At 64.4% G+C, this 25,777-nt stretch carries 23 protein-coding genes; 12 read left to right on the top strand and 11 right to left on the bottom strand.

Translation table 11 applies throughout. The features are described from left to right. Positions 1-75: 75 nt before the first annotated feature. Together IC761_RS24545 and hpaR are read right to left on the bottom strand one after the other, a co-directional pair. Positions 76-852, bottom strand: coding sequence for an HpcH/HpaI aldolase family protein (locus tag IC761_RS24545; RefSeq protein WP_195799242.1), 777 nt, complete (start codon positions 850-852; stop codon positions 76-78). Positions 853-1,028: 176 nt separating this feature from the next. Further along, positions 1,029-1,544 (bottom strand): homoprotocatechuate degradation operon regulator HpaR, encoded by a 516-nt coding sequence (gene hpaR / locus IC761_RS24550; protein WP_195799243.1) that lies wholly within the window; start codon positions 1,542-1,544, stop codon positions 1,029-1,031. Between the two features lie 127 nt (positions 1,545-1,671). On the opposite strand from hpaR, the gene hpaH reads away from it, so the two are divergent. Genes hpaH through IC761_RS24580 form a run of 6 tightly spaced genes read left to right on the top strand, consistent with a single transcriptional unit; the run spans position 1,672 to position 8,003 of the window. Next, the gene (gene hpaH / locus IC761_RS24555; RefSeq protein WP_195799244.1) at positions 1,672-2,478 is read left to right on the top strand and encodes a 2-oxo-hept-4-ene-1,7-dioate hydratase; all 807 of its coding nucleotides are present in this window, start codon (positions 1,672-1,674) and stop codon (positions 2,476-2,478) included. A gap of 29 nt (positions 2,479-2,507) precedes the next feature. After that, positions 2,508-2,906: a 5-carboxymethyl-2-hydroxymuconate Delta-isomerase gene (locus tag IC761_RS24560; RefSeq protein WP_195799245.1), complete on the top strand. Its 399-nt coding sequence runs from the start codon at positions 2,508-2,510 to the stop codon at positions 2,904-2,906. Next, positions 2,899-4,437 carry a 5-carboxymethyl-2-hydroxymuconate semialdehyde dehydrogenase gene (hpaE, locus tag IC761_RS24565; protein WP_195799247.1) on the top strand — a complete coding sequence of 513 codons (1,539 nt, stop codon included), beginning with the start codon at positions 2,899-2,901 and terminating at the stop codon, positions 4,435-4,437. Before IC761_RS24560 ends, hpaE begins: the two co-directional genes overlap by 8 nt. A 27-nt stretch (positions 4,438-4,464) precedes the next feature. Then, on the top strand, positions 4,465-5,448 hold the full coding sequence (gene hpaD / locus IC761_RS24570) for a 3,4-dihydroxyphenylacetate 2,3-dioxygenase (protein WP_195799249.1): 984 nt from the start codon (positions 4,465-4,467) through the stop codon (positions 5,446-5,448). A gap of 37 nt (positions 5,449-5,485) precedes the next feature. Continuing rightward, positions 5,486-6,352 carry a fumarylacetoacetate hydrolase family protein gene (locus tag IC761_RS24575; protein ID WP_195799251.1) on the top strand — a complete coding sequence of 289 codons (867 nt, stop codon included), beginning with the start codon at positions 5,486-5,488 and terminating at the stop codon, positions 6,350-6,352. A 25-nt stretch (positions 6,353-6,377) separates the two neighbouring features. Beyond that, positions 6,378-8,003 (top strand): thiamine pyrophosphate-dependent enzyme, encoded by a 1,626-nt coding sequence (locus tag IC761_RS24580; RefSeq protein WP_195799253.1) that lies wholly within the window; start codon positions 6,378-6,380, stop codon positions 8,001-8,003. A 126-nt stretch (positions 8,004-8,129) separates the two neighbouring features. Here IC761_RS24580 and alkB read toward each other — a convergent pair whose 3' ends face one another. The 4 genes from alkB to IC761_RS24600 form a co-directional block, all read right to left on the bottom strand. Beyond that, positions 8,130-8,783, bottom strand: a complete 654-nt coding sequence (gene alkB / locus IC761_RS24585; RefSeq protein ID WP_195799255.1) for a DNA oxidative demethylase AlkB — start codon at positions 8,781-8,783, stop codon at positions 8,130-8,132. 9 nt (positions 8,784-8,792) lie between these two features. Next, positions 8,793-9,539, bottom strand: a complete 747-nt coding sequence (locus IC761_RS24590; protein ID WP_195799256.1) for a 2OG-Fe(II) oxygenase — start codon at positions 9,537-9,539, stop codon at positions 8,793-8,795. Between the two features lie 176 nt (positions 9,540-9,715). Next, entirely contained in the window at positions 9,716-10,402 is a 687-nt protein-coding gene (locus tag IC761_RS24595) for a DUF2848 domain-containing protein (RefSeq protein ID WP_195799257.1), read from the bottom strand. Next, positions 10,395-11,744: an amidase gene (locus IC761_RS24600; RefSeq protein WP_195799258.1), complete on the bottom strand. Its 1,350-nt coding sequence runs from the start codon at positions 11,742-11,744 to the stop codon at positions 10,395-10,397. The genes IC761_RS24595 and IC761_RS24600 overlap by 8 nt, the downstream gene beginning before the upstream one ends. A gap of 177 nt (positions 11,745-11,921) precedes the next feature. On the opposite strand from IC761_RS24600, the gene IC761_RS24605 reads away from it, so the two are divergent. From IC761_RS24605 to IC761_RS24620, 4 genes are all read left to right on the top strand, one after another. After that, on the top strand, positions 11,922-12,335 hold the full coding sequence (locus tag IC761_RS24605) for a Zn-ribbon domain-containing OB-fold protein (protein WP_195799260.1): 414 nt from the start codon (positions 11,922-11,924) through the stop codon (positions 12,333-12,335). A gap of 3 nt (positions 12,336-12,338) precedes the next feature. Next, positions 12,339-13,478: a thiolase C-terminal domain-containing protein gene (locus IC761_RS24610; protein WP_195799262.1), complete on the top strand. Its 1,140-nt coding sequence runs from the start codon at positions 12,339-12,341 to the stop codon at positions 13,476-13,478. A gap of 5 nt (positions 13,479-13,483) precedes the next feature. Then, positions 13,484-14,398 carry an SDR family oxidoreductase gene (locus tag IC761_RS24615; RefSeq protein ID WP_195799264.1) on the top strand — a complete coding sequence of 305 codons (915 nt, stop codon included), beginning with the start codon at positions 13,484-13,486 and terminating at the stop codon, positions 14,396-14,398. Positions 14,399-14,507: 109 nt separating this feature from the next. Continuing rightward, the gene (locus IC761_RS24620) at positions 14,508-15,626 is read left to right on the top strand and encodes an SMP-30/gluconolactonase/LRE family protein (protein ID WP_195799266.1); all 1,119 of its coding nucleotides are present in this window, start codon (positions 14,508-14,510) and stop codon (positions 15,624-15,626) included. A gap of 71 nt (positions 15,627-15,697) precedes the next feature. Here IC761_RS24620 and ppc read toward each other — a convergent pair whose 3' ends face one another. The 5 genes from ppc to IC761_RS24645 form a co-directional block, all read right to left on the bottom strand. Further along, positions 15,698-18,508 carry a phosphoenolpyruvate carboxylase gene (gene ppc / locus IC761_RS24625; protein WP_195799267.1) on the bottom strand — a complete coding sequence of 937 codons (2,811 nt, stop codon included), beginning with the start codon at positions 18,506-18,508 and terminating at the stop codon, positions 15,698-15,700. Positions 18,509-18,632: 124 nt separating this feature from the next. Further along, a complete protein-coding gene (locus IC761_RS24630; protein ID WP_195799268.1) occupies positions 18,633-19,037 on the bottom strand; it encodes a YccF domain-containing protein in 405 nt (134 codons plus the stop codon). Positions 19,038-19,110: 73 nt separating this feature from the next. Continuing rightward, entirely contained in the window at positions 19,111-20,193 is a 1,083-nt protein-coding gene (locus IC761_RS24635) for a rhomboid family intramembrane serine protease (protein WP_195799269.1), read from the bottom strand. A 192-nt stretch (positions 20,194-20,385) separates the two neighbouring features. Continuing rightward, positions 20,386-21,930, bottom strand: coding sequence for an acyl-CoA synthetase (locus IC761_RS24640; RefSeq protein ID WP_195799270.1), 1,545 nt, complete (start codon positions 21,928-21,930; stop codon positions 20,386-20,388). A gap of 159 nt (positions 21,931-22,089) precedes the next feature. Beyond that, positions 22,090-22,899, bottom strand: coding sequence for a crotonase/enoyl-CoA hydratase family protein (locus IC761_RS24645; protein WP_195799271.1), 810 nt, complete (start codon positions 22,897-22,899; stop codon positions 22,090-22,092). Between the two features lie 105 nt (positions 22,900-23,004). Between IC761_RS24645 and IC761_RS24650 the strand changes: the two genes are divergently transcribed. Both IC761_RS24650 and IC761_RS24655 read left to right on the top strand, forming a co-directional pair. Then, on the top strand, positions 23,005-23,877 hold the full coding sequence (locus tag IC761_RS24650; protein ID WP_195799272.1) for an SDR family oxidoreductase: 873 nt from the start codon (positions 23,005-23,007) through the stop codon (positions 23,875-23,877). 228 nt (positions 23,878-24,105) lie between these two features. After that, complete coding sequence (locus IC761_RS24655; protein ID WP_195799273.1) at positions 24,106-25,683, top strand: fatty acid--CoA ligase; 1,578 nt, start codon at positions 24,106-24,108, stop codon at positions 25,681-25,683. The last annotated feature ends 94 nt before the right edge of the window (positions 25,684-25,777 follow it).

Consider the following 25,777-nt stretch of genomic DNA (forward strand, 5'->3'; position numbering starts at 1 on the left):
TAGTGAGTAGTGAGTGGCGAAATGGAAAAAGGGAGTAGCGCTATTCGCTACTCCCCATTCGCCATTCGCGAGATCTCAGGCCTTCCCGCCCGAATCCTTGCGGGTCGCATTCACCTGCATCTTGGCGTAGGTCGTCATCAACCCGACCTCGTTCGAGAGCGTCACCAGCTTGAAGCCCATGTTGATGGCACGCGCCGCACCTTCGGCGCCGCTGCAATGGATGCCGGGATTGAGGCCGCGCTTGCCGCATTCCTTGATGATCTTCTCGTAGATCGCGAGGATCTCGGGCTCGGTGCGATCCAGCTTCGGCTCGAGGCCGTAGGAGAAGCCGAGATCGGACGGGCCGATATAGACGCCGTCGAGGCCCTCGACATCGAGGATCGCTTCCATGTTCTCGACCGCGGTCCTGGTCTCCATCATCGGCAGCAGCACGGTGTCGGCGTTCGCGGTCTTCTGATAGGAGCCCGCAGTGCCGTACATGCCGGCGCGGATGGGGCCGTTGGAGCGGACGCCCTGCGGCGGATATTTCGAATAGGAGACGAGATTTTTCGCTTCCTGCGGCGTGTTGACCATCGGGCAGATCACGCCATAGGCGCCGCCGTCGAGCACCTTGCCGATGATGCCGGGCTCGTTCCAGGGCACGCGGACCATCGGCGTCACCGGATGCTTGTCCATGGCCTGGAAGCACTGCACCATCGACAGATAATCCTGCACGCCGTGCTGCATGTCGACGGTGACGCTGTCGAAACCGCATTGCGCGATCATCTCGGCCGAGAAGCCGGAGGGAATCGCGAGCCACGCGTTGACCACGGCCTTGCCCGACTTCCAGATTTCCTTGACCTTGTTCGCCACGTTGCCTTCCTTCTTGTTGCTTGGACCGTTGTCGGGACCTTCGTCACCATGACGAGCGCCACGAGGGCGATCCTGCTTTCCGGTGCCGATTTGGACGGATCGGCTTGAGCGGCACTTTGAGCGAAAAAACGCGGCCATGTCCATGGCTGTTGCCGCGCCTCTGCGCATATCTGGTTTCACTCCTCGGCACTTGCCTCGTCGGCGGCGCCGAGCCCCGCGAGGCTTTGCTCGAGCTCGCCCAGCATCTCCTGCAACTCGACGAGCTTGCGTGCGCCAAAGCGCCGCGTGATCTCGGCATAGATCGCTTCCGAGGACGGCGCCACGGAGGCCATCAGCTTCACGCCCTCCCTGGAGATCGACACCATGCTGCGGCGCTGGTCGGCCTTCGCGGTCTTGCGCTCGATCAGATTGCGCGCCTCCAGATCGCGCAAAATGCGCGACAGGCTCGGGCCGAGCAGGAACGCGGTGCGTGCGAGTTCCGTGACCTCGACGGCCTCGATGGCCGCGAGCGCGCGCAGGATACGCCATTGCTGCTCGGTCAGCCCGTGCTCGCGCAGCGATGGGCGGAACTGCCGCATCACCGCCTCGCGCGCCCTGAGCAGCGACATCGGCAGCGAGCGCGAGAAGTCGCGCATCGGCACCTGCCGCGCGGCAGGTGCATTTGGGCTAGGATCAGCCGGTCGCTTCGCCATTGACGCCCTTTCAAAGTCGCCCTTTCAAACCGCAAAACGTTTGCAGTGCAGCAAGCCCGATTTGGGTTTGACGCATACACTTAACATGTTAAGTAACTTCCGGCACCATGATTTCCAGAGATCGCGGATGGCGCTTTCCAACGACGATATCCGAGCTTGCGCGAGGCGTCTGCACCAGGCGGAGAAGACCCGTACGCAGATCCGGCAGCTCTCGCAGGATTTTCCCGACATCAGCATTGCCGATGCCTACGCGATTCAGAAGGCCTGGGTCGAGGTCAAGATCGCCGAGGGGCGCGTGGTCAAGGGCCACAAGATCGGCCTGACCTCGAAGGCGATGCAGAGCGCGCTCAACATCAACGAGCCGGATTCCGGCGTGCTGCTCGACGACATGTTCTTTGCCGATGGCGGCCAGGTCCCGACCGAGCGCTTCATCGCGACGCGCGTCGAGGCCGAGCTCGCTTTCGTCATGAGCAAGCGCCTCGCGGGGCCGGACCGCACGATGTTCGACGTGCTCAACGCCACCGACTTCGTGGTGCCCGCGCTGGAGATTCTGGATACGCGGATCGAGCGCGTCGATCCCAGGACCAAGGCGGCGCGAAAAATCTACGACACCATCGCCGACAACGCGGCGAATGCCGGCATTGTGCTCGGCGGACGGCCGATCCGCCCGCTGGACGCCGATCTGCGCTGGATCGGCGCGCTGTGCTTCAAGAACGGCCAGCTGGAGGAGACGGGGCTCGCCGCTGGCGTGCTCAATCATCCCGCGACCGCCGTTGCGTGGCTCGCCAACAAGATCGCGCCGCTCGGGCTTGCGCTCGAGCCCGGCCAAATCGTGCTTGCCGGCTCCTTCATCCGTCCAATCGAGACCCGCAAGGGCGACACAATCCAAGCCGATTATGGCGCCTACGGCTCGGTGAGCTGCTACTTCGCCTGACGAATAAAAATACAGGGAGTGAAACCGCCATGCCGCATTTCACGATTGAATATTCGGCCAATCTCGATAGCCGACTTGACATCGGCACTGTCTGCGAAGTCGTGCGCAAGGCGGCGGTCGAGACCGGCATTTTCCCGCTCGGCGGCATCCGCGTCCGCGCCATCCGCTGCGAGCATTATGCGATCGCGGATGCGCGGCAGGATTACGGCTTTCTCGACATGGTGCTGCGCATCGGCGAGGGCCGCGACCTGCCGACCCGCAAGAAGGCGGGCGAGCAAGTCTTCCAGGCGCTTTCAAAACATCTCGATCCGGTCTTCGCCGGCTCAAAATTCGCTTTGTCGTTCGACATGCAGATCAACGACAAGGACACCAGCTGGAAGCGCAACAACATCCACGGCGCATTGAAAGTGGAGGCTGCCCATGGATAAACCCACCCCGAAGGCCGATGTGTTCCAGGCCAACCGCGACCGCGCAGCACCACTGCTGAAGACCCTGCGCGCCGACGGCATCGGCCACATGATCGACGGCAAGATCGTCCCGTCGATCTCAGGTGAAACGTTTGAGACGAAGTCGCCGGTCGACGGCGCGACGCTTGCGAGCGTCGCGCGCGGCAACGCCGAGGACATCGACGCCGCGGCGACTGCGGCGGCGCTCGCCTTCAAATCCTGGCGCGACATCGGGCCGGCGATGCGGAAGAAGCTGCTGCATCGGGTCGCCGACGCGATCGAGGACAATGCCGAAGACATCGCCGTGCTCGAATGCATCGACACCGGACAGGCCTATCGCTTCATGGCCAAGGCCGCGGTCCGCGCCGCCGAGAATTTCCGCTTCTTCGCCGACAAATGCGCCGAGGCTCGTGACGGCCTCAACACGCCGAGCGATGAGCACTGGAACATCTCGACCCGCGTGCCGATCGGCCCGGTCGGCGTGATCACGCCGTGGAACACGCCGTTCATGCTCTCGACCTGGAAGATCGCGCCTGCGCTGGCCGCGGGTTGCACCGTCGTGCACAAGCCGGCCGAGTGGTCGCCGGTGACGGCCGCGATTTTGGCAAGGCTGGTCAAGGAAGCCGGCGTTCCCGACGGCGTGCTCAACACCGTGCACGGGTTTGGCGAAGAGGCCGGCAAGGCGCTGACCGAGCATCCCGCCATCAAGGCGATCGGCTTCGTCGGCGAAAGCGCGACGGGCTCGGCGATCATGGTTCAGGGCGCGCCGACCTTGAAGCGCGTGCATTTCGAGCTCGGCGGCAAGAACCCGGTGATCGTGTTCGACGATGCCGATCTCGACCGCGCGCTCGATGCGGTGGTGTTCATGATCTACTCGCTCAATGGCGAGCGCTGCACCTCGTCGAGCCGGTTATTGATCCAGGCCAGCATTGCGGAAAAATTCGTGGAGAAGCTGACCGCGCGCGTGAAGGCGCTGAAGGTCGGCGATCCCCTCGATCCCGCGACCGAGATCGGGCCGCTGATCCACGAGCGGCATCTGGCAAAAGTCTGTTCCTATTTCGATGTCGCACGCCAGGACGGCGCAACCATTGCGGTCGGCGGCAAGGCGTATGACGGCCCGGGCGGCGGCCACTATGTCGAGCCGACGCTGGTGACCGGTGCCAACGGCAAGATGCGCGTGGCGCAGGAGGAGGTGTTCGGCCCGTTCCTTACCGTGCTGCCGTTCGGGGACGAAGCCGACGCGATCGAGATCGCCAACGACATCCGCTATGGCCTGACCGGCTATGTCTGGACCAACGACGTCGGCCGCGCATTGCGCGTCGCTGACGCGCTGGAGGCCGGCATGATCTGGCTGAATTCGGAAAACGTCCGCCATCTGCCGACGCCGTTCGGCGGCATGAAGGCCTCGGGCATCGGCCGCGACGGCGGCGACTATTCGTTCGACTTCTACATGGAAACCAAGCACGTCTCGCTCGCGCGGGGCACGCACAAGATTCAAAAGCTGGGAATGTAGGACTCGTTATTCCGAGAGGAAACGTCAATGCCGGTACCGCAACACATCTTCGAGCCGCCGTTCAACATCATCCGTTCGAGCCACGTCGTGCTCGACGTGACCGATTTGAAGCTGAGCCGCGCGTTCTACGAGACCATTGTCGGCCTGCATGTCGAAGACGCCGACGACAATGTCGTCTATTTGCGCGCGGCCGAAGAGCATCAGCATCACTCTCTCGTGCTGCGGAAGGCGGCCGCGCCCGCCTGTAACAGGCTCGGCTTCAAGGTCGGCAACGACAGGGATCTCGACAAGGCCGCGAGGTTCCTCTCCGAGAACAGCCTCAACTACGCCTTCGTCGATCAGCCGTTCCAGGGCCGCACGCTGCAATTCACCGACCCCTTCGGCTACCAGATCGAGCTCTATGCTTCGATGGACCGCCGGCCGCACCTGCTCCGCCGCTTCGACCTCTACAAGGGATGCCATCCGCAGCGGCTCGACCATTTCAACGTCTTCGCCGCCGAGGTACAGGACACCGTCGAGTTTTACGCGCAGCTCGGCTTCCGCCTCACCGAATATGCCGAGGAGGATGGGCCGAACGGACGCATTGCGGCGGCCTGGATGCATCGCAAGGGCAACGTCCACGATTTCGCGATCACCAACGGCAAGGGCCCGCGGCTGCATCATTTCGCCTACTGGACGCCGACGGCGATGAACATCATCCATCTCTGCGACGTCATGGCCTCCGCTGGCTTCGTCAAGAACATCGAGCGCGGCCCCGGGCGCCACGGCATTTCGAACGCGTTCTTCCTCTACGTGCGCGATCCCGACGGGCATCGGCTGGAACTCTACACCAGCGATTACTTCACCGGCGATCACGACCACGAGCCGCTGCGCTGGTCGCTGCGCGATCCGCGCCGCCAGACGCTGTGGGGCGCACCGGCGCCACGCTCCTGGTTCGAGCAGGGGTCGCCCTTCACGGGCCAGGCCGTGCGCGACCCGAAGTTTGTAGCCGACGTGCTGGTCGCGGATTGATATTCTTCGCCGGGACGACAAGAGAGATAAACTGAAGATGAAGCTCCCTCGCCTCGCCACCTATTCCGTCAAGGGTGCAACCCGCTACGGCGCCGTCCTGGAGGGCGGCATCGTCGATCTCTCGCCGCACCACGAGGACTATCCGACGCTGCGCGAGGTGATCGCCGCGGGAAAGCTTGCAAGCCTCGCCGAGCAGGCGGCCGGCCGCAGGCCGGACCATGCGCTCGCCGATATCACCTGGCTGCCGCCAGTGCCGGCGCCGGAAAAGATCATCTGCATCGGCGTCAACTATCCCGACCGCAATGCCGAGTACAAGGATGGCCAGGACGCGCCCAAATATCCGAGCATGTTCATGCGCTCGCCCCGCTCCTTCGTCGGCCACGACACGCCGCTGGTGCGCCCGCGCGCATCGGCGCAGCTCGACTATGAGGGCGAGATCGTGCTGGTGATCGGCAAGGCCGGGCGGCACATCGCTGAAAGCGCTGCGCTCGATCACGTCGCAGCGCTCACACTCTGCAACGAAGGTTCGGTGCGCGACTGGCTGCGCCACGCAAAATTCAACGTCACGCAGGGCAAGAATTTCGACTCCAGCGGCAGCCTCGGGCCGTGGCTTGTGCCCTACACGAGGGAAGCGCAGATCGCCGACATCCGTCTGACCACGCATGTCAACGGCGAGCTCAGGCAGGACGACCGTACCAGCCGGCTGATGTTTCCGTTCCGCACCCTCATCAGCTACATCTCGACCTTCGCGACGCTCGTCCCCGGCGACATCATTGTCACGGGCACGCCGACCGGCGCCGGTGCCCGGTTCGATCCGCCGCGTTACTTGAAGCCCGGCGATGTCATCGAGGTCGCAGCCGAAGGCATCGGATCTTTACGCAACGGCGTCGTCGACGAAGCCTGATCAACAATACGAATGGAATGATGCAATGACCACCCTCACCGGCGGCGAAGCGATCGTAAGCGGGCTTGTTGCGCATGGCGTCGACACCGTGTTCGGCCTGCCCGGCGCGCAGATCTATGGACTGTTCGACGCCTTCCACCAGGCCCAGCTCAAGGTGATCGGCGCGCGGCACGAGCAGGCCTGCGGCTACATGGCGTTCGGCTATGCGCGCTCCAGCGGCCGGCCGGGCGTGTTCAGCGTCGTGCCCGGCCCCGGCGTGCTCAACGCCAGCGCGGCGCTGCTCACCGCCTATGGCTGCAACGAACCGGTGCTGTGCGTCACCGGTCAGGTACCGACACAGTTTCTCGGCAAGGGTCGCGGCCATCTGCACGAGATGCCGGACCAGCTCGCAACTCTACGCACCTATGTGAAATGGGCAGACCGCATTGAGACACCCGGCAACGCGCCGACCACTGTCGCGCGCGCCTTTCAGGAGATGACGTCCGGACGGCGCGGCCCCGCTTCGGTCGAAATGCCCTGGGACATTTTCACGCAGCGCGCGGAGACTGCGGCTGCGCAGGTGCTGGAGCCGCTGCCCGCGCCGCTTCCCGACCCTGATCTGATCAGGCAGGCGGCTGCGCTGATCAAGGCCAGCAAGGCGCCGATGATCTTCGTCGGCAGCGGCGCGATCGAGGCGCGCGCGGAGATCCTCGAGCTCGCCGAGATGATCGATGCACCCGTGGTCGCCTTCCGCAGCGGCCGCGGCATCGTCTCCAATGCGCATGAGCTCGGGCTCACCATGGCCGCCGCCTACAAGCTGTGGCCAAAGACCGATCTGATGATCGGCATCGGCTCGCGGCTGGAGCTGCCGACGATGTCGCGCTGGCCGTATCGGCCCGGCGGGTTGAAGAGCATCCGCATCGACATCGATCCCGTCGAGATGCGGCGCTTCATCTCGGACACCGCCATTGTCGCCGACGCCAGGACGGCGACTGCCGATCTCACGGCTGCCGTCAGCAAGGCCGGCTACAGCAAGACCGCCGGCCGCCGCGCCGCGATCCGCGAGGCGACTGCGACCGCGCAACAGGAAATCCAGCGCATCCAGCCGCAAATGGCGTATCTCAACATCCTGCGCGAGGTGCTGCCGCCGAACGCGATCGTCACCGATGAATTGTCGCAGGTCGGCTTCGCCTCCTGGTACGGCTTTCCGATCTACCAGCCGCGCACCTTCATCACGTCGGGCTATCAGGGCACGCTCGGCTCGGGTTTTCCAACCGCGCTGGGGGCCAAGATCGCCAATCCCGACAAGCCGGTCGTCGCCATCACCGGCGACGGCGGCTTCATGTTCGGCGTGCAGGAGCTTGCCACCGCCGTGCAATTCAACATCGGCGTGGTGACGCTGGTGTTCAACAACAACGCCTATGGCAATGTCCGCCGCGACCAGCGCGAGCGCTTTGACGGCCGCGTGGTGGCATCCGATCTGGTCAATCCGGATTTCGTCAAGCTCGCGGAGTCGTTTGGCGTTGCTGCGGCGCGCGTGACGGCGCCTGACCAATTCAAGGCGGCGATGGAGAAGGCGCTGGCGCAGGGCGGACCTTATCTGATCTCGGTGGAAGTGACGCGGGATTCGGAAGTCAGCCCGTGGGCGTTCATTCACCCGCCGAAGCCGTAGCAGACCCTCATGGTGAGGAGGCGCTTTAGCGCCGTCTCGAACCATGAAAGGCCCGGCTCTCGCAGCTCGGCCTTCATCCTTCGAGACTCGCGCCAAGTGGCGCGCTCCTCAGGATGAGGGAAGAGATCACCGCGTCCTGCGGAACGTCAAATTGATCCGCTTCCGCCCAAGCTGCGCGTGCTCGCCCTCGGCGAGCGGCGCGACGCCGTGATAGGCGAGCCTGTTAGCCCCGCCCCAGACCACGACGTCGCCATGGACCAGCCGGAAGCGGCGCGGCTTGTCGCTCCGCGCCATGCCGCCGAACAGGAAGGTCGCGGGCAGGCCGAGCGAGACCGAGACAATCGGCGCCGAATAATCCAGCTCGTCCTTGTCCTGATGCAGCGATAGCCGCGTACCGGGCTCGTAGCGGTTGACCAGGCATGCATCGGGCGCGAAGTTTTGGAAGCCGCCCTGCTCCGCCGCACGGCGGGCGAGATTGCAGAGCACCGGCGGCATCGCCGGCCATGGTGCTCCGGTTCGCGGATCGATAGGATCATAGCGATAGCCGGTGTGATCGGTGATCCAGCCGCGCTCGCCGCAATTGGTCATCGCCACCGACATCAGATGGCCGCCGGGCGTGGTCATGCGGCGGAACGGCGATTGCGCCACGATCGCGCGCACGGCTTCGATCAGCTCGCCCTCGATCGGCTTGACGAAGCCGCGCAGCAGCACGGCGCCGTCGGCGATCTCCTCGCGCGACGGCTGTGCCTCGGCAACGCTGTCGAACAAATCAGCCGTCAATGGCTCCGCTCATTTGGCATCGTGAAAGATCACGCCCAGCGTATGGCGCTGGCCGGACCTGATCCGGCTGACACCGTGGCGCAGATTAACGCGGTAGGTGCCGCGTGTCCCCTGCACAGGGCGATGATGCACAGCAAAGGCGACCGCGTCGCCCTGCGTGAGCGGCACGACCTCGGCGCGGGACTGCATGCGCGGCCGCTGCTCGGTCAGCACGAACTCGCCGCCGGTGAAATCGCGGCCGGGCTCGGAGAGGAGGATCGCGACCTGGATCGGGAACACGTGCTCGCCATAGAGGTCCTGGTGCAGGCAATTGTAGTCGCCCGCCTCATATTGCAGCAGCAGCGGCGTCGGCCGCGCCTGCCCCGCCTCGTGGCAGCGCTTGAGGAAGGCGGCATGCGCTGTGGGATAGCGGATGTCGATCCCCATCGCCTCGTTCCAGCGATTGGCGACGCCTTGCAGGTGCGCGTAGAGCGCCGGGCGCAACTGCGCGATCAGGTCGGGCAACGGATAGGTGAAATATTTGTACTCGCCGCGGCCAAAGCCATGGCGGCCCATGACGATGCGGCTGCGAAAGCTTGCGTCGTCCGGATAGAGCGCGGAGATGGCCCGGCATTGGTCGGGGGTGAGCAGGCCCTTGAGGACGACGCAGCCCTGGGCGTCGAGATCGGCGGTGATTTGGGGCCAGTCGAGGGCATCGACGTGGGCGTCGAGGTCGCTCGAGGGCGATGGGGATGATTTGCGGGCTGTTGCTGTCATGGCCGCGACTCTCGCAATACGATGCCCCCGCCGCCACCCGATTTCCGACTCTCTCCCCGTCATTGCGAGCGAAGCGAAGCAATCCAGAGTACCTCCGCGGAACCAGTCTGGATTGCTTCGTCGCAAGGGCTCCTCGCAATGATGCGGAGAGAGCTGCGCCGCCAAAAACGGCGTCCTTAGCCCCGCACCGGCAGTGTCACCACGTCATACCCATGCCTGATCGTCCGCTTCAGCACGGGGTCCTCCAGCTCGAACTCGAAGCGGTCCGCGGGGCGAATGCCGCCCTTGGCGGCGAAGGTGCCGCCGAACATGGCGCAACCGTCGGGGAATTTCCCACCCTCGAAACCGCGCACGATGAGGTCGGCGACCGGCAGCATCGAATCCAACGTGCCCTCCTGGTAGAGCACGCGCTCGCCCTTGATGGTGGCGTAGGAGCGCAGGATCATCTTGTCCCAATGGCCGATGACGTCCTCGAGCTCCCACAGCGTCGAGGCGATCGGCTTGTCGCACATCTGCTTGGACACCGTGACGTTATAGGCCTCGACCTTGCGGTCGGTGTGGTCGGAGCCGCAGCCGACGAAGATGCGGCCCTGCCAGCCGATCAGCACGAACTCGACCTCGCCGCTGGAATCGCCGCCGCAGCATTCGATGCTGTCTTCCATGGTGAACCGTCGTGCCGCGGCGCGATAGTAGATCGGGGTCGAGGCCGGCGGGGCGATGCCCATCTCTTGCAGCTCGGCGATGTGCTTGTCGCGCGCGACAGGATCGCGGCCGGTCCAGCCGGCGATGACCATCTGGTCGATTGCCAGCGTCAGCGGCCTGATGGTGTCCTGGGCGTCGACGGTGAAAGTCAGGTCAAACACGAATGACGGCCTCCATGCCGGCAGCAAGTTCAAAGATACGACGGTCCGAGCCGCCGCACCCCGCCAGCATCAGGCCGACGGGAATTTCGCCCTCGCGATGCGCGGGCAGCGCGATGGCGCAGCCGTCGATCATGTTGATCAGGGTGCAATTGCGCAGCGCGCGCAGGTTCTGGGTGGTGAACGCCTTGTCGTCGGCGAGATCGGAAATCTTCGGCGGCGTGTTGGCGGTGGTCGGCAGCACCAGCGCGTCATAAGGCGCGATGCGCGCATTGACGCGGGCAATCAGCGAGCGGCGCTCGTTGAGGAGATCGATGTAGTCGGCCGCGCTCTGCGCCTCGCCGCGCATGATGCGGACGGAGACGCGGGGATCGTAAACGTCGCCCTTGGCGGTGATGAGATAGCGATGCCAGGCGTAGCTTTCGGACGCCGCAAAGCCACCCTTGGCATTCATCGGGCCGATGTCGTGGAATTCCGTCATCTCGATGCGCTCGATGATGGCGCCGTGGTCGGCGAGCGATTTTAGCGCGCGCTCGAACGTCTCGGCCACTTCTGGATCGAGATCGTCAAGCGCGATCGTGGTCGGCACCGCGAGGCGCATGCCCTTCACCGGGCGCGGCCTCAACGGGACGATCGGCTCGTTGGCAAGGATAGCATCGAGTATGGCACAGCAACTGACCGATCGCGCCAGCGGACCGATGCTGTCGAGCGAGAACGACAGCGGCACCGCGCCGTCGAGCGGCACGCGGCGCTGCGTCGGCTTGTAGCCGACGATACCGTTGTACGCGGCCGGAATCCGACAGGAGCCGCCGGTATCAGTGCCGAGCGCGCCATGCGCCATGCCGTCGAGCACGGAGACCGCGGCGCCCGAGGACGAGCCGCCGGGCACGTGGCCTTCGGCCCGGTTCCAGGCGCCTTTAGGTGTACCATAGTGCGGATTGATGCCGATGCCGGAATAGGCGAACTCGGTCATGTTGGTACGCCCGATCAGGACGAAGCCGGCCTTGCGCAGCCGTGCCACGGTCGCCGCATCCTGCTCGGCCGAGGGAGAATCGTCGAGCGCGCGGGAGCCGGCGCGCGTCACCTGGCCCTTGATGTCGAACAGATCCTTGATCGAGACCGGAATACCGGCATAGCGCGATGGCGCCCCCTTGACCTTGCGCAAGGCGTCCATCGCATCCGCAGTTGCGAGCGCGGCATCCCTGTCGACATGGATGAAGGTGCGCTGGCCTTCGCCAGAGGGATCGGCGATCCTGGCGATGCACGCCTCGACCAGTTTTCGGGAGGTGGTGCGGCCGCTTTCGAGGTCCTCGGCGAGCTTCGCGAGTGTCGGAAAATCGGGCATGTCTGTCTCACGGAATATTGGCGCGCGCAATCTATAGCGCGGGCTCAGTTCGACACAAGCATTGTGCGCATGATGGCATGCATGCTGCCTGCTGGACCGTTGACGCGCCATGGTCAATTGTCGCATCAAGATCGAAACAGACGGGCGCAAAGCCTGTCTCTTGGGAGGTTTTCCGACATGGCCGAACCGCAGCGCGCGCGACCGAAACCGACGCCGGAGACCCAGCATTTCTGGGATGGCGCGAAAGCGGGCGAATTGCGCCTGCAACGTTGCGACGCCTGCGCGCATGTCTATTTCCCGCCGCGCCCGTTCTGCCCGTCCTGCGCCTCGCGCAAGGTGTCCGTGTTCAAGGCAAGCGGCAAGGGCTTCCTCTACAGCTACGTGATCAACCACCGCCCCGCCGCGCCCGGCTTCACGCCGCCTTACGCGATCGCCGTGGTGGAACTGGCCGAAGGGCCGCGGATGATGAGCAACATCATCGACTGCCCGCAGACGCCGGAAGCGCTTCAACTCGACATGAAGCTCGAGGTCGCCTTCGAGGCGCTCGACGACAAGATCACCCTCCCCGTGTTCCGTCCGGCGAAGGGATAGACCATGCGCAGAAACCAGGTTGCCGTCGTCGGCGCGGCCGAGACCACCGAGCTTGGCGTCATCCCCAACATGTCGCAGCTCCAGCTTCACGCGGACGCGGCGCTCAACGCCATCGCCGATGCCGGGCTGCAACTCTCCGACATCGACGGCTTTGCCACCGCGGTCGAGACGCCACAGCAGGTCTGCCATTATCTCGGCATCACACCGACCTGGGTGGATGGCACCTCGGTCGGTGGCTGCTCCTTCATGCTGCATGTCCGCCACGCCGCCGCGGCGATCGAGGCCGGACTGTGCAAGACCGTGCTGATCACGCACGCCGAGAGCGGCAAGTCGATGATCGGCAAGGCGCCGCGCTCGACAGCGCCGGACAGCCTCAACGGCCAGTTCGAGGCGCCATTCGGCGTCTACGGCCCACCCAGCATGTTCCCGATCCCCGTGCTGCGCTTCATGAAGACCCATGGCATCACCCACGAGCAGCTGGCTTCCGTCGCCGTGGTGCAGCGCGAATGGGCGGCGAAGAACCCGCGCGCGATGATGAAGAACCCGATCACGGTCGCCGACGTCCTCAATTCGCGCATGATCGCCTATCCGTTCCGCCTCTTGCAGTGCTGCCTCGTCACCGACGGCGGCGGCGCGCTGATCCTGACCTCGGCCGACCGCGCCAAGGACTTTCCGCAAAAACCCGTCTACATCATGGGCACCGGCGAGAGCGTCGAGACGCCGATGGTCAGCCAGATGGAGACTTTCAACTCCTCGCGCGCGTTCAAGACTGCCGGCCCGCTGGCCTTCAAGGAAGCCGGCATCGCACACAAGGACGTCGATCATCTCATGATCTACGATGCCTTTGCGCATCTGCCGCTGTTCGGCCTCGGCGATCTCGGCTTCATGCCGCACGAAGAGACCGGCAAGTTCATCGCCGACGGCAACACGCGCCCCGGCGGCAAGCTGCCGCTCAACACCAATGGCGGCGGATTGAGCTACATGCATTCAGGCATGTACGGCATGTACGCGCTCCAGGAGAGCGTGCGCCAGATGCGCGGCATCGCGCCGGCACAGGTCGCCAACGCGAAGATTTCGGTGTGTCACGGGGTCGGCGGCATGTTCGCCGCAAGTGGCACGATCGTGTTTACGAACGAGAGGTAATCGACATGACAAAATCACTGCAAGACAAGGTCATCATCGTCACCGGCGCAGGCCGCGGCATCGGGCGCGAGATCGCGCTGCTTTGTGCTGCGGAAGGCGCCAAGGTCGTCGTCAACGATCCCGGTGGCGCCGCCGACGGCGCCGGCTCGAGCGCTTCGCCTGCCGAAGAAGTGGTCGACGAGATCAAGAAGCGCGGCGGCATTGCCGTGCCGAACTTTGAAAGCGTCGCGGAAGCGATCCCCGCGAGCAAGATCGTCAAGACCGCGACCGATCATTTCGGCAAGCTCGACGGCGTCGTCAACAATGCCGGCATTTTGCGCGACATGATCTTCCACAAGATGAGCGTGGAGGCCTTCGAGGCCGTCATCAAGGTGCATCTGATGGGCTCGTTCTACGTCAGCCACGCCGCGGCGCGGCTGTTCCGCGAGCAGGAGTCCGGTTCCTTCGTGCACTTCACCTCGACCTCCGGCCTGATCGGCAATTTCGGCCAGGCCAATTACGCCGCCGCCAAGCTCGGCATCATCGGACTCTCCAAATCCATTGCGCTCGACATGGGCCGCTTCAATGTCCGCTCCAACTGCGTCTCGCCATTCGCCTGGACCCGCATGATCGGCACTATCCCGACCGAGACCGAAGCCGAGAAGGCGCGCGTCGAGAAGATCAAGCAGATGGGTCCGGAAAAGATCGCGCCGATCTGCGCCTATCTGCTTTCCGACGCCGCCAAGGACGTGTCCGGTCAGATCTTTGGCGCGCGCATGAACGAGCTGTTCCTGTTCAGCCAGAACCGCCCGCTGCGCTCGGTGCACCGGAGCGAAGGCTGGACGCCGCAATCGATCGCGGAACACGGCATGCCGGCGTTGAAGGGCTCGTTCTACAAGCTCGACCGCTCCGCCGACATCTTCCCGTGGGATCCCGTCTAGCCACATTTTGGGCGTCCCTGCGCTGCGATCTCTGGTTGTCTCGCCCAGAGATCGCCCCGCTTGATTGCGGGCGAATGGTATCCTCCCGATAAAACTTTGGGAGGAAACCATGACAAGAACACTGACGAACCCCAACGACACCTCAGCAACGGAACCCGGTGGGCTCGGCCGCCGCACGCTCCTCAAGGGTGCGGCGACATTCGCCGCATCCGCTCTGCTCGCCTCTGAGGCGAGCGCCCGCGATTACGGCGCCAATGCCGAGCCGCAGCGCTATCCCGACTCCGATATCGTCGTGATCGATCCCAAGCGCTTCAAGGCCAAGGTCGGCAACACCGCGATCAAGCGGCTCTATACCGGCTGCCTGTGGGCGGAAGGACCGGCGTGGAACGCGCAAGGCCAATACCTCGTCTGGAGCGATATCCCTGCCAATCGGCAATTGCGCTATCTCGACGACGACGGCCACATCTCCGAGCAGTTCCACAAGCCTTCGAACGAGGCCAACGGCAATTCGTTCGACACCGAGGGACGCCAGATCACCGCGGAGCGCACGCGCCTGGTCCGCTACGAGCACGACGGCTCGGTAACGACGCTGGCAGAGCAGGCCAACGGCAAGCCGCTCAACGGCCCCAACGACATGGTCGTGCATCCCAACGACAAGTCGATCTGGTTCACCGATCCCGGCTATGGTGCGATCAGCATCTACGAAGGCAAGCTCGCCAATACCGGCTCGCTCCAGCCCTACCAGAAGGAAGCGGTCTATCGCCTCGACGCGCAGTCCGGCCAGCTGACGAAAGTTGCCGACGAGCCGTTCAAGCCGAACGGCATCGCCTTCTCTCACGACTACAAGAAGGTCTACGTTCGCGACACCGGGATCACGCATTATCCGCAGGCGGAAAACGTGGTGTGGTCCTACGACCTCGACGGTCAGAAGCTATCGAACCCGAAGCGGCTGATCGACATGAAGCTCGACGGCAAATCCGGCTTCCCTGACGGAATGCGAGTCGACACCGAAGGCAATATCTGGGTCGGCGCCGGCTGGGTCGGTCCGGGTTATGATGGCGTGCAGGTGTTCGCACCGACCGACGGCGCGCGCATCGGACAGATCATGCTGCCGGAGACCTGCGCCAATCTCTGTTTCGGCGGCAGGAAGCGCAACCGCCTGTTCATGACCGCGAGCCAATCGCTCTATTCGGTCTATGTCGAGACGCAAGGCGCGCATTTCTGTTGAGGTAAGCGAATAGTGAGTGGCGAATGGCGAGTAGGGTTTCTATTCGCTACTCGCCATTCGCAACTCGCCGTTTAACCCGTATTCCGCAACCCAGCCGAGATGCCGTTGATCGTCAGCTGAATGCCGCGCAGCACCTGCTCGTCCGGATTCTGTGCGCGGTGCTCCTTCAACAGCTCGACCTGCACATGATTGAGCGGGTCGAGATAGGGGAAACGGTGACGCACCGAGCGCTCCAACAGCGGGTTGCCTTGCAGCAGCCGATCCTGGCCCATGATGTCGAGCAGCGTCTCGATGCAGGAATGCCATTCGCGGCGGATGCGGCCAAAGATCTTTTCGCGCAGGGCTTCATCGGGCACCAGCTCGGCATAGCGCGAGGCGATCGCGATCGAGCTTTTGGCGAGCACCATGTCCATGTTCGACAACAGCATGCGGAAGAACGGCCACTCCTTGTAGAGCTCTTTCAGGAACGGCATTCCCTTGTCGGGATGCTCGGCGATCCACTGCTCGACCGCGCTGCCGAAGCCATACCAGCCCGGCAGCATCAGCCGGCATTGCGCCCAGGAGAACACCCAGGGGATCGCGCGAAGGTCCTCGATGGCACGGGTCTTCTTGCGCGAGGCCGGGCGGCTGCCGATGTTGAGCGTCGCGATCTCGTTGATGACGGTCGAAGCCCAGAAATAGTCGACAAAGCCGTCGGTCTCGTAGACGAGGCCGCGATAGGCCTTGAAAGCGAGATTTGAAAGCTCGTCCATTGTCGTCAGATATTCGTGACGCGGCGCGCTCTGGCGCGGATGCAACAGGCTCGCCTCCAGCGTCGCCGCGGCCAGGATCTCCAGATTGTTGCGGCCGACCTCGGCGTTGGAATATTTCGACGAGATGATCTCGCCCTGCTCGGTGATGCGGATCTGGCCGTTCACGGCGCCGCCGGGCTGCGCGATGATGGCGTCATAGCTCGGCCCGCCGCCGCGACCGACCGAGCCGCCGCGGCCGTGGAACAGGCGCAGCCGCACGCCATGGCGCTCGAACACCTCGACGAGGCCGATCTCGGCCTTGTAGAGCTCCCAGCCCGAGGTGACGAAGCCGCCGTCCTTGTTCGAGTCGGAATAGCCGAGCATCACCTCCTGCACGCTGCCACGGCTGTCGACCAGGCGGCGGTAATCGTGCAGCGACAACATGCGGTCCATGATGCCGCTGGACGCCTGCAAATCCTCGATGGTCTCGAACAGCGGCACGATGTTGATGGCGCTGCGCCCCGAAGGGTGGACCAGTCCCACTTCCTTCAGCAGGATCGCGACCTCGAGCATGTCGGACATGCCCTTGCACATCGAGATGATGCATTGGGGGATGGCATCCGAGCCGAACTTCGCATGCGCCTCTGCGGCGGCATGGAAGACGTTGAGCTCGCCCATGGTCTCGTCGCTGTATTTGACGAATTGCGACACCAGCGAGCGCGTCGAGCGCAGCTCGTTGGTGAGCAGCGAAATGCGCGCTTCCTCGCCGAGCGCGAGATAGGACATGCCGGGGTTGGCGGCGTCCATCAGCTCGGCGATGGTGCGCTCGTGCACAGCAGAATTCTGGCGGATGTCGAGCCGCGCCAGGTGGAAGCCGAAGCAATCCACTGCACGCCGCAGCAGCCGTAGCCGGCCGCGGGCGATGACGCGGGCGTTGTTGGAGATCAGCGAGCGGTGCAGCACGTCGAGATCGGCTTGCAGCTCCTTGACGCTGTCATAGGGCGCGGCCTTGCCGACGGGACGGCGCGTGATCTCGACCTCGAGCTTCTCGGCGGTCGCCGTCAGGCGCGCATAGATGCCGGAGACGGCCAGACGATAGGGCTCGCCGCTGCGATGTGGCGACGTATCCGGCGAGCGCTCCGCCAGCGTGCGCAGCTCCTCGGAGACGTCGGCAAGATGCGCCGCGATCGATAGCTCGGAGCCGAGCACATGCAGCTCGTTCAGATAGAACTGCATCACCCGGCTCGACTGGAGCCGCAGCGTGCCGCGCATCACGTCGGCCGTGACGAACGGGTTGCCATCGCGATCGCCGCCGATCCAGCTGCCCATGCGCAGGAACGAGGCGAGCTCGGCTGCCGCCTGCTCGCCACCCTCCTCCAGCCGGTCCTCCAGCGCGTTCACCAGCCGCGGCACCTCGCGGAGAAACGTGTAGTCGTAGAACGACAGGCCGTTGGCGACCTCGTCGAGCACCGTGAGCTTGGTCCGGCGGAGCAGATTGGTTTGCCACAAGGTCAATACCTCGCGGCGGAGCTGCTCGTCACTGGCGGCGGCTTCGTCAGCGGTCAAGGCGACGCGCTCGCGGCGGTCGAGCAGCGCTGCAACCTCCATCTCGCGGTCCATCGTGCTCTTGCGGCGGACCTCGGTCGGGTGCGCCGTCAGCACCGGGCTGACCTGGGCGGTCTTGAAGAAATTGCGCAGCTGGTCGGCGCTGATGCCGGCCCCCTTGGCATTGGCGAGCGTCTCAGCCAGCACGCCGGAGCCGCTGCGTGATCCAGCCTCTTTGGCAGCCGTCCGGGCGCGCATCTGGCGGATGTTGTTCTGGTCCTCGGCGATGTTGGCGAGGTGGGAGAAATAGCTGAAGGCGCGGACGATCCGCACCGTCTCGGAGGTCGACATGCCGTCGAGGATCTGCTCGAGCTCGCGGCGGGCCAGCCGGTCCTCGTCGCGGTGGAAGCGGATCGAGGTCTGGCGGATGCGCTCGACCAGGTCGAACAATTCAGCCCCCTCCTGGTCGCGCACCGTGTCGCCCAGGATGCGCCCGAGCAAGCGGATGTCGTCCCGCAGCCGCGCGTCGGCCTCCAGCGCCTGGGCGTCCTCAGGCCTGTTCGGGCGATGATCGGCGGCGTCGGATGGTAAGGTCTGGAGGGACATGGCTCGCTCCCTGGTTCGAGCTCGCTGAGGTGCCCGGCCAGCCGAGTGTGCAAGTTTTTTGCCGCAGCGCAAGATGAAGTTGGGGGCGGCGCACTTTGAACGCGGGCGCAGCGCCTCGCGCCCTCTAAGCCGGCACGATCACCTTGCCGATCGGCCAGAGCGCGATCCCTGCAAGCTTCAGATGGGCCCAGGCGAAGGGGATGCCGATGATGGTGATGGCGAGGACAACGGCCGTCACGAGATGGCCGAGCGCCAGCCACCAGCCGGCAAGCACGAACCAGATGATGTTGCCGATCACCCCGAGCGGGCCGGTCCCGATATCGCTCACGCCGGTGACGGCGTCGCGGCTGACCGCCCGCGAGCCGAACGGCAGCAGCGTATAGACGGCGATGTTGAACGCCGCCCGCGCCCAGGGCAGGCCGATGATGGTGATGGCCATGATGATGGCAGCCACCAGCCAGCCCAACGCCATCCAGGCGCCGCCGATGAGGATCCAGAGCAGGTTGAGCAGGATGGAAACGGGAGCCATGAGATTATCCGCGGTCAATGACCCCGCTTGTATAGGCTCGAAATCTGTCCCTGCGAAGACAGGTCTTCCGAGATCAAAGCCCGTGGCGGCGGCTGCGTTCGGCACGCAGCGATGCGCCGACAAACCCGACGTCCTCGATGCCGCGGGAGATCTCCTTCGAGCAGAGCCAAAGCGTCAGCGCGGCCGCGCCGATCGCGACCAGCCCGGACACCAGAACCGGATTCGGACAAAAGGTATCGAGAAGGTTCTCCAACGGGACGGATCCGCCCGGCCGGCGCGGCCCGCACGCCGAGGACGCTACGGCCCAGCCGGCAAGCATCACGCTGACTGCGTTCGCGGCAGCCAGCACGGCAATGACAATCGCGAGGCCCTTTTTCATGGAAAGCGCGAGATCGACCAGCTTCACCATGGCGCAACACGTGCCCACGAAGACGGCGGCCACACCCCATGCCGGAAGCCCGACGGCCATAGCCTGACCGGTCCAGACCCATAGCGCGGCGATACAGGCCAGAAGCGCGAGATTGACCTTCACCGCTTCAGGAAACTTGCAGCGAAGCACATAGGCATTCGCTTTCTCGATAAGGTCCAGCACCGCGCAGGCGATCAGGCCCGCCGCAAAGCCGCCGAGATGGACGCCCCAATCGATCCGCGAATTGCCGAACGCGAACGCGATATTCAGCCCGATGTTGATGGCGAAGAAATCGAATCCGAAATCGAGCTTGCCGAGGATCCACAGGCAGAGCAGCGCGCCGAGGATGCCCGACGTGGCGCCGGAGGCGCCGACGGTCAAATAGGGCGTGGAATGGATGGCGTTGCCGATGATGGCGCCGAACACCATCGCGCAGAGATAAAGGATGAGGAAGTAGGCCGGACCGACCCGCCGCTCGAGATGGCCGCCCCACAGCACGAGGCACAGCATGTTCATCGTGAGGTGGACGAAATTGACGTGCAGGAAGCCATAGGCCAACAGGCGCCAATATTCGTGCCGCGCCAGCGCGGTCGAATACATCCCGCCATAACGATACAGCAGCTCCGCCGGCGCCGACGGGCCGGCTGACTGGATGAAGCAAAATCCAGAGGCGAGAACCGTCACCGTCATCAACGCGTAGACCGCGGCATGCGGGACTTCGAGGAAGCTGGAGCGGTGTGACGGCATGGATGATCGCAAGCGGCTCGAGTGGGATCGGCAAACTAGCCGAGCCGATCGATGATTGCTACTCCAGCGTGCGCGACCCGGCCTCGCCTGTGGGAGTCCTCTCATTCTTGCGGCCCGGATGGGCATAGCGACATCCGGGACCTTAATTCTCACTGTCCCGGGTATCGCTTCGCTTACCCGGGCTGCGCACCGTCAAATCTTCCGTCCAGCCTGCTCCCAATAGGGATCGCGCAGGCGGCGCTTGAAGATCTTTCCGGAATCTTCGCGCGGCAGTCCGGTGCGGATCTCGATGTGCTTCGGCACCTTGTAATCCGCGAGCGAGGCCTTCAGCCGCGCGCGGATGTCGGCGACACCGAGCGTGACGCCGGCTTGCGGCTCGACCACGGCCATCAGCGCCTCGCCGAATTCGGCGTCGGGAATGCCGAACACGGCGCAATCATGCACGCCGGGCACAGCGTGCAGCACGGATTCGATCTCGGCCGGATAAATGTTGACGCCGCCTGATATCACCATGTCGCGCTTGCGGTCGCAGATGAAGACGTAGCCGTCCGCGTCGATATAGCCGACATCGCCGGAGGTGATGAAACCGTCGCGGTCGATCTCGGCGCGCTTCTCCGGCTTGTTGTGGTAAGTGAAGTCGGCCATCTCGGCCATGCGGGAATAGATCTCGCCGATCTCACCCACACCCAGCGCGCGGCCGTCCTCGCCGATGAAGCGTAATTCGGCGCCGGGTGAGATCTTGCCGACCGTGCCGGGCTTCTTGAGCGCATCCTCGGAGGTCGCAAAAGTGACGGCGCTGGACTCGGTCGAGCCGTAGAACTCGTAGATCACCGGCCCCCACCAGTCGATCATGGCGCGCTTGACGTCCGCCGGACATGGCGCCGCGGCATGGATGATATGCCGCAGCGATGAGACGTCGTACGTTCTGCGCACCGCCTCCGGCAGCTTCATCAGGCGGATGAACATGGTCGGCACCATGAAGATGGTGTCGATCTTGTACCGTTCGATCAGCTGCAGAAACTCTTCCGCCTCGAAGCGCGGCATCAGCACCAGCACGCCACCGAGCTTGCCCGCGCGGATGCCGAAGGAGTTCGGCGCGGAATGATACAGCGGCCCCGGCAGGATCGCGCGGGCGCCGGGCTTGAGCCCATAGATCATCGCGCGCATGCGCTCGGCGGCCGCTTGCTGCGCCGGCGTCGGCGCATTGCGCCGCACGCCCTTGGGATGGCCGGTGGTGCCGGACGTGTAGATCATGTTCATCGGCTGCGGCACGACCGGGCCGTCATAGGGCTGGTACTGCGTGAACCAGGATTCGAAATCGATCGCAAAATCCGGCGTCGCCAGATGATCGGGATCGATCTTGTAGTTGGACAGGATCTCCGGCGGCGTCGGCACGCTGAGCACGGTGACGCCTTTCGGGATCGAGCCGCGCAGGGCGTGCAGCATGTCGGCATGTCCGATCAGCACGGATGAGCCGGTGTCGTTGAGGATGTAGTTGATCTCCTCCGGCTTGAAGTGCCAGTTGATCGGCACGCCATAGGCCCCAAGCCGCATCGCGGCATAGGCGGCCTCGAGGAAGACGATGTCGTTGCGCATCAGCATGCAGACGCAATCGCCTTGCCTGACGCCGATCTTCGCAAGGCCGCTCGCGATGCGATCGGCGCGGGCAGCGACGTCGGCGTGAGCACGACGGCGATCGCCGGAGACGATGCCGAGGAAATTTGACGTTTCGCTCATTTTTGTTTTCCGATCTTTCGTCGGGCTTGAGATCTCAGTCACAACCGCGGTCGTCATTCCGGGATGCGCCGAAGGCGCAGGCCCGGAATCCATACTCCCGATCGTGGTTATGGATTCCGGGCTCGATGCTACGCATCGCCCCGGAATGACGGCAGTTTGCTAGTCCGCGTACCTCGCCGCACGCTTCTCCAGATTGGCGCGCACCGCTTCGGTCTGGTTCGGGCTGCCGATCAGCTTCTGCTGCTCGACCGACTCTGCGAGCAGCGCAGGACCCGGGTCGACCGAGAGATTATTCAGCAGACGCTTGGCCGCCCGGATCGCATCGGGGCTCTTGCCCGCGATTTCACGCGCGGCTTCGAGCGCCGCAGCACGCGGATCGTCGCAGATGCGCGTGGCGAGGCCATACGTCATCGCTTCCTGCGCGGAGAAGATGCGGCCGGTGTAGGTGAGATCGCGCAAGATATCGTCGCGCACCAGTGATGCCAGGATCGGCGTGCCCGCCATATCGGGCACCAGGCCCCATTTGATTTCCATCACCGACATCCGCGCATCGGGTGTGAGGAAGCGCATGTCGGCGCCGAGCGAGAGCTGGAAGCCGCCACCGAAGGCAACACCATGCACGGCCGCGATGACGGGCACCGGAAGCTGCCGCCAGCCCCACACCGCCTGTTGCGGGAAGTTGGCCTGGCCATGCGTGCGCGCGGTGAGGTCGCGATTTTCGCCACCCGGAATTCCGTTGCCGCCCTTCTCCTTCATGGCCGCAAAACGCCCCATGTCGAGACCGGCGCAGAAAGCGCGGCCCTCGCCGGACAGCACGACGACGCGCACGCCTTTTTCCTTCGAAAGCCGCTCTGTTGCCGCGACAAGGGCCTCGAACATCGCCTGATCGAGCGCGTTCATCTTGTCCGCGCGCACCAGACGCACGTCGGCGACGCCCTCCGAGATCGAGATCGAGACGCGCTCTTCCATGGATGAATTCTCCCCTGTTCTTGTTCGGTGCCGCTTTACAGAAAGACGGCGGCCGGATTTAGTCAATCGACCAATTAACTGACAATCCGTACGGGAGAAACAGCCATGTTCAAGGAAAATCTTCTGGCCGGACGGCGCATTCTCGTGACCGGCGGCGGCACCGGGCTCGGCAAGTCAATGGCGGCGCGCTTCCTGCAACTGGGAGCAGAGGTGCACATCTGCGGCCGGCGCAAGATCGTCTGCGACGAGACCGCGACCGAGCTGATGGCAGAATATGGCGGCCGGGTCACCAGCCATGGCGTCGACATCCGCAACGCGCTCGCGGTCGAGGAGATGGTCGAGACCATCTTTCGCGACGGTCCCCTCACCGACCTCATCAACAACGCCGCCGGCAATTTCATCTCGCGCTCGGAAGAGCTCTCGCCGCGCGGCTTCGATGCCGTGGCCAACATCGTCATGCACGGCACGTTCTACGTGACGCACGCCATCGGCAAGCGCTGGATCGCCTTGAAGCAGCCCGGCAATGTCGTCTCGATCACCGTGACCTGGGTGCGCAACGGCTCGCCCTATGTGGTGCCGTCCGCGATGAGCAAGTCGGCGATCCACGCCATGACGATGTCGCTCGCGACCGAATGGGGCCGCTACGGCATCCGCCTCAACACCATCGCGCCCGGCGAAATCCCGACCGAGGGCATGAGCAAGCGCATCAAGCCCGGCGACGAGGCCGGCGCACGCACCAAGGCGATGAACCCGATGGGCCGCGTCGGCACCATGGAGGAATTGCAGAACCTCGCGGTGTTCCTGATCTCGGGCGGCTGCGACTGGATCAATGGCGAGACCATCGCCATGGACGGCGCCCAGGCGCTCGCGATGGGCGGCAATTTCTACCAGCTGCGCGACTGGAGCGACGACGACTGGAAAACCGCGCGTGAGAGCATCATGGCGCAGAACGAGAAGGACCGGGCCAAGCGGGGGTGATGCTATCCATTGTCGTCCCGGCGAAGGCCGGGACCCATACGCACCGAGAGTGGTTTGGCGAAGGCTGGTCATGACCTGTCTTCGCCAAATTGCGTTCATTGGTTATGGGTCCCGGCTTTCGCCGGGCCGACGGTGTTGAAGCAGTCGCGCCTCCCCTCTCCTCCCTTGTCTTCACCCGCGGATGACGCCACACTCCGCGGCATAAAAACAAAACGCCACGGGAGAGACATGTCCACACAGCCATTGGCGAATCTCGCCGATATGGTGCGCGAGCGCGCGAAGAGCCGCGGCAACGCCACCGCCTATGAATTCGAGGGCCGCGTCACCAGTTTTGCCGAGTTCGACGCTAGGACCAACAAGGTCGCGAACGCGCTGATCGCAATGGGCGTGGAGAAAGGCGACCGCATCGCCTATCTCGGCAAGAACAGCGACCTCTATTTCGAGCTGTTGATGGGCGCCATGAAGGCCGGCGTGGTGATGGCGCCGGTGAACTGGCGGCTGGCGGGCCCCGAGGTCGCCTTCATCGTCGCGGATTGCAAGGCGCCGGTGCTTTTCGTCGGACCGGAGTTCATCACCCTCGTCAAGCAGATCAAGGATCAGATTCCGGGCGTCCGCTCCGTTATCACCACCGAGGGCGGTGCGCCGGAATGGCAGGATTTTGCCGCGTGGCGCGAAGCGCAGAGCGGCGATGATCCGAAAGTGCCGATCGACACCAGGGACATCGCGATCCAGCTCTATACGTCGGGCACGACAGGCAAGCCGAAGGGCGCGATGCTGTCGCATGCGAACTTCCTCAACCTCGTGCAGACCGGCAATGCCGAGGACAAGCCGGAGTGGAACCGGTGGTCGACCGACGACGTCTCGCTGATCGCGATGCCGATCTTCCATATCGGCGGCTCCGGCTGGGGCGTGATGGGGCTCTATCACGGCGCCCGCGGCGTGATCGCGCGCGAGTTCGATCCGACCAAGGTGCTGGATTTCTTCGAGCAGTCCGGCATCACGAAATTGTTCATGGTGCCGGCGGCGATGCAGTTCGTGGTGCGGCAGCCGCGCGCGAGGACGGTCGATTTCTCGCGGCTGAAATACATGCTGTATGGCGCCTCCCCGATTCCGGCAGCGCTGCTGAAGGAATGCATCGAGGTCTTCAAATGCGGCTTCGTGCAGATGTACGGCATGACCGAGACCACCGGCACCATCGTCGCGCTACCGCCGGAGGATCACGTCGAGGGGCTGGAGCGGATGCGCTCGGCCGGCAAGGCGCTGCCGGGCGTCGAGATCGCGATTTTAGATGCGGACGGCAAGCCGCTGCCGCCGCGCCAGGTCGGCGAGATCGCGACGCGCTCGGGCTCGAACATGGCGGGCTACTGGAATCTGCCGGAGGCGACCGCGTCGACGCTGCGCGGCGACGGCTGGCTGCGCACCGGCGATGCCGGCTACATGGACGAGGACGGCTACCTCTATATCCACGACCGCATCAAGGACATGATCATCTCCGGCGGCGAGAATATCTATCCAGCCGAGGTCGAAAGCGCGCTGTGCGATCATCCTGATGTCGCGGAGGCCGCCGTGATCGGCATCCCCGACGACAAATGGGGCGAAGCGGTGAAGGCCGTGGTGGTGATGAAGCCGGGCAAGGAAGCGACCGCCACCGACATCATCAACTTCACCCGCGAGCGCATCGCCGGCTACAAGACGCCGAAGAGCGTGGAATTTTTGCCGGCGTTGCCGCGCAATCCCTCAGGCAAGATCTTGCGGCGGCAGTTGCGGGAGCCGTATTGGGCGGGGAAGGATCGAAGGGTGAATTGATCTCAGGGTGGGCAAAGGCGCGCTCTTCGCGCGCCGTGCCCACCACTTCTCTCTGCGGCTGCGGCAAATTGTGGGCACGCTTCGCTTTGCCCAC

This window comes from Bradyrhizobium commune (assembly GCF_015624505.1).
Lineage (GTDB): Bacteria > Pseudomonadota > Alphaproteobacteria > Rhizobiales > Xanthobacteraceae > Bradyrhizobium > Bradyrhizobium commune.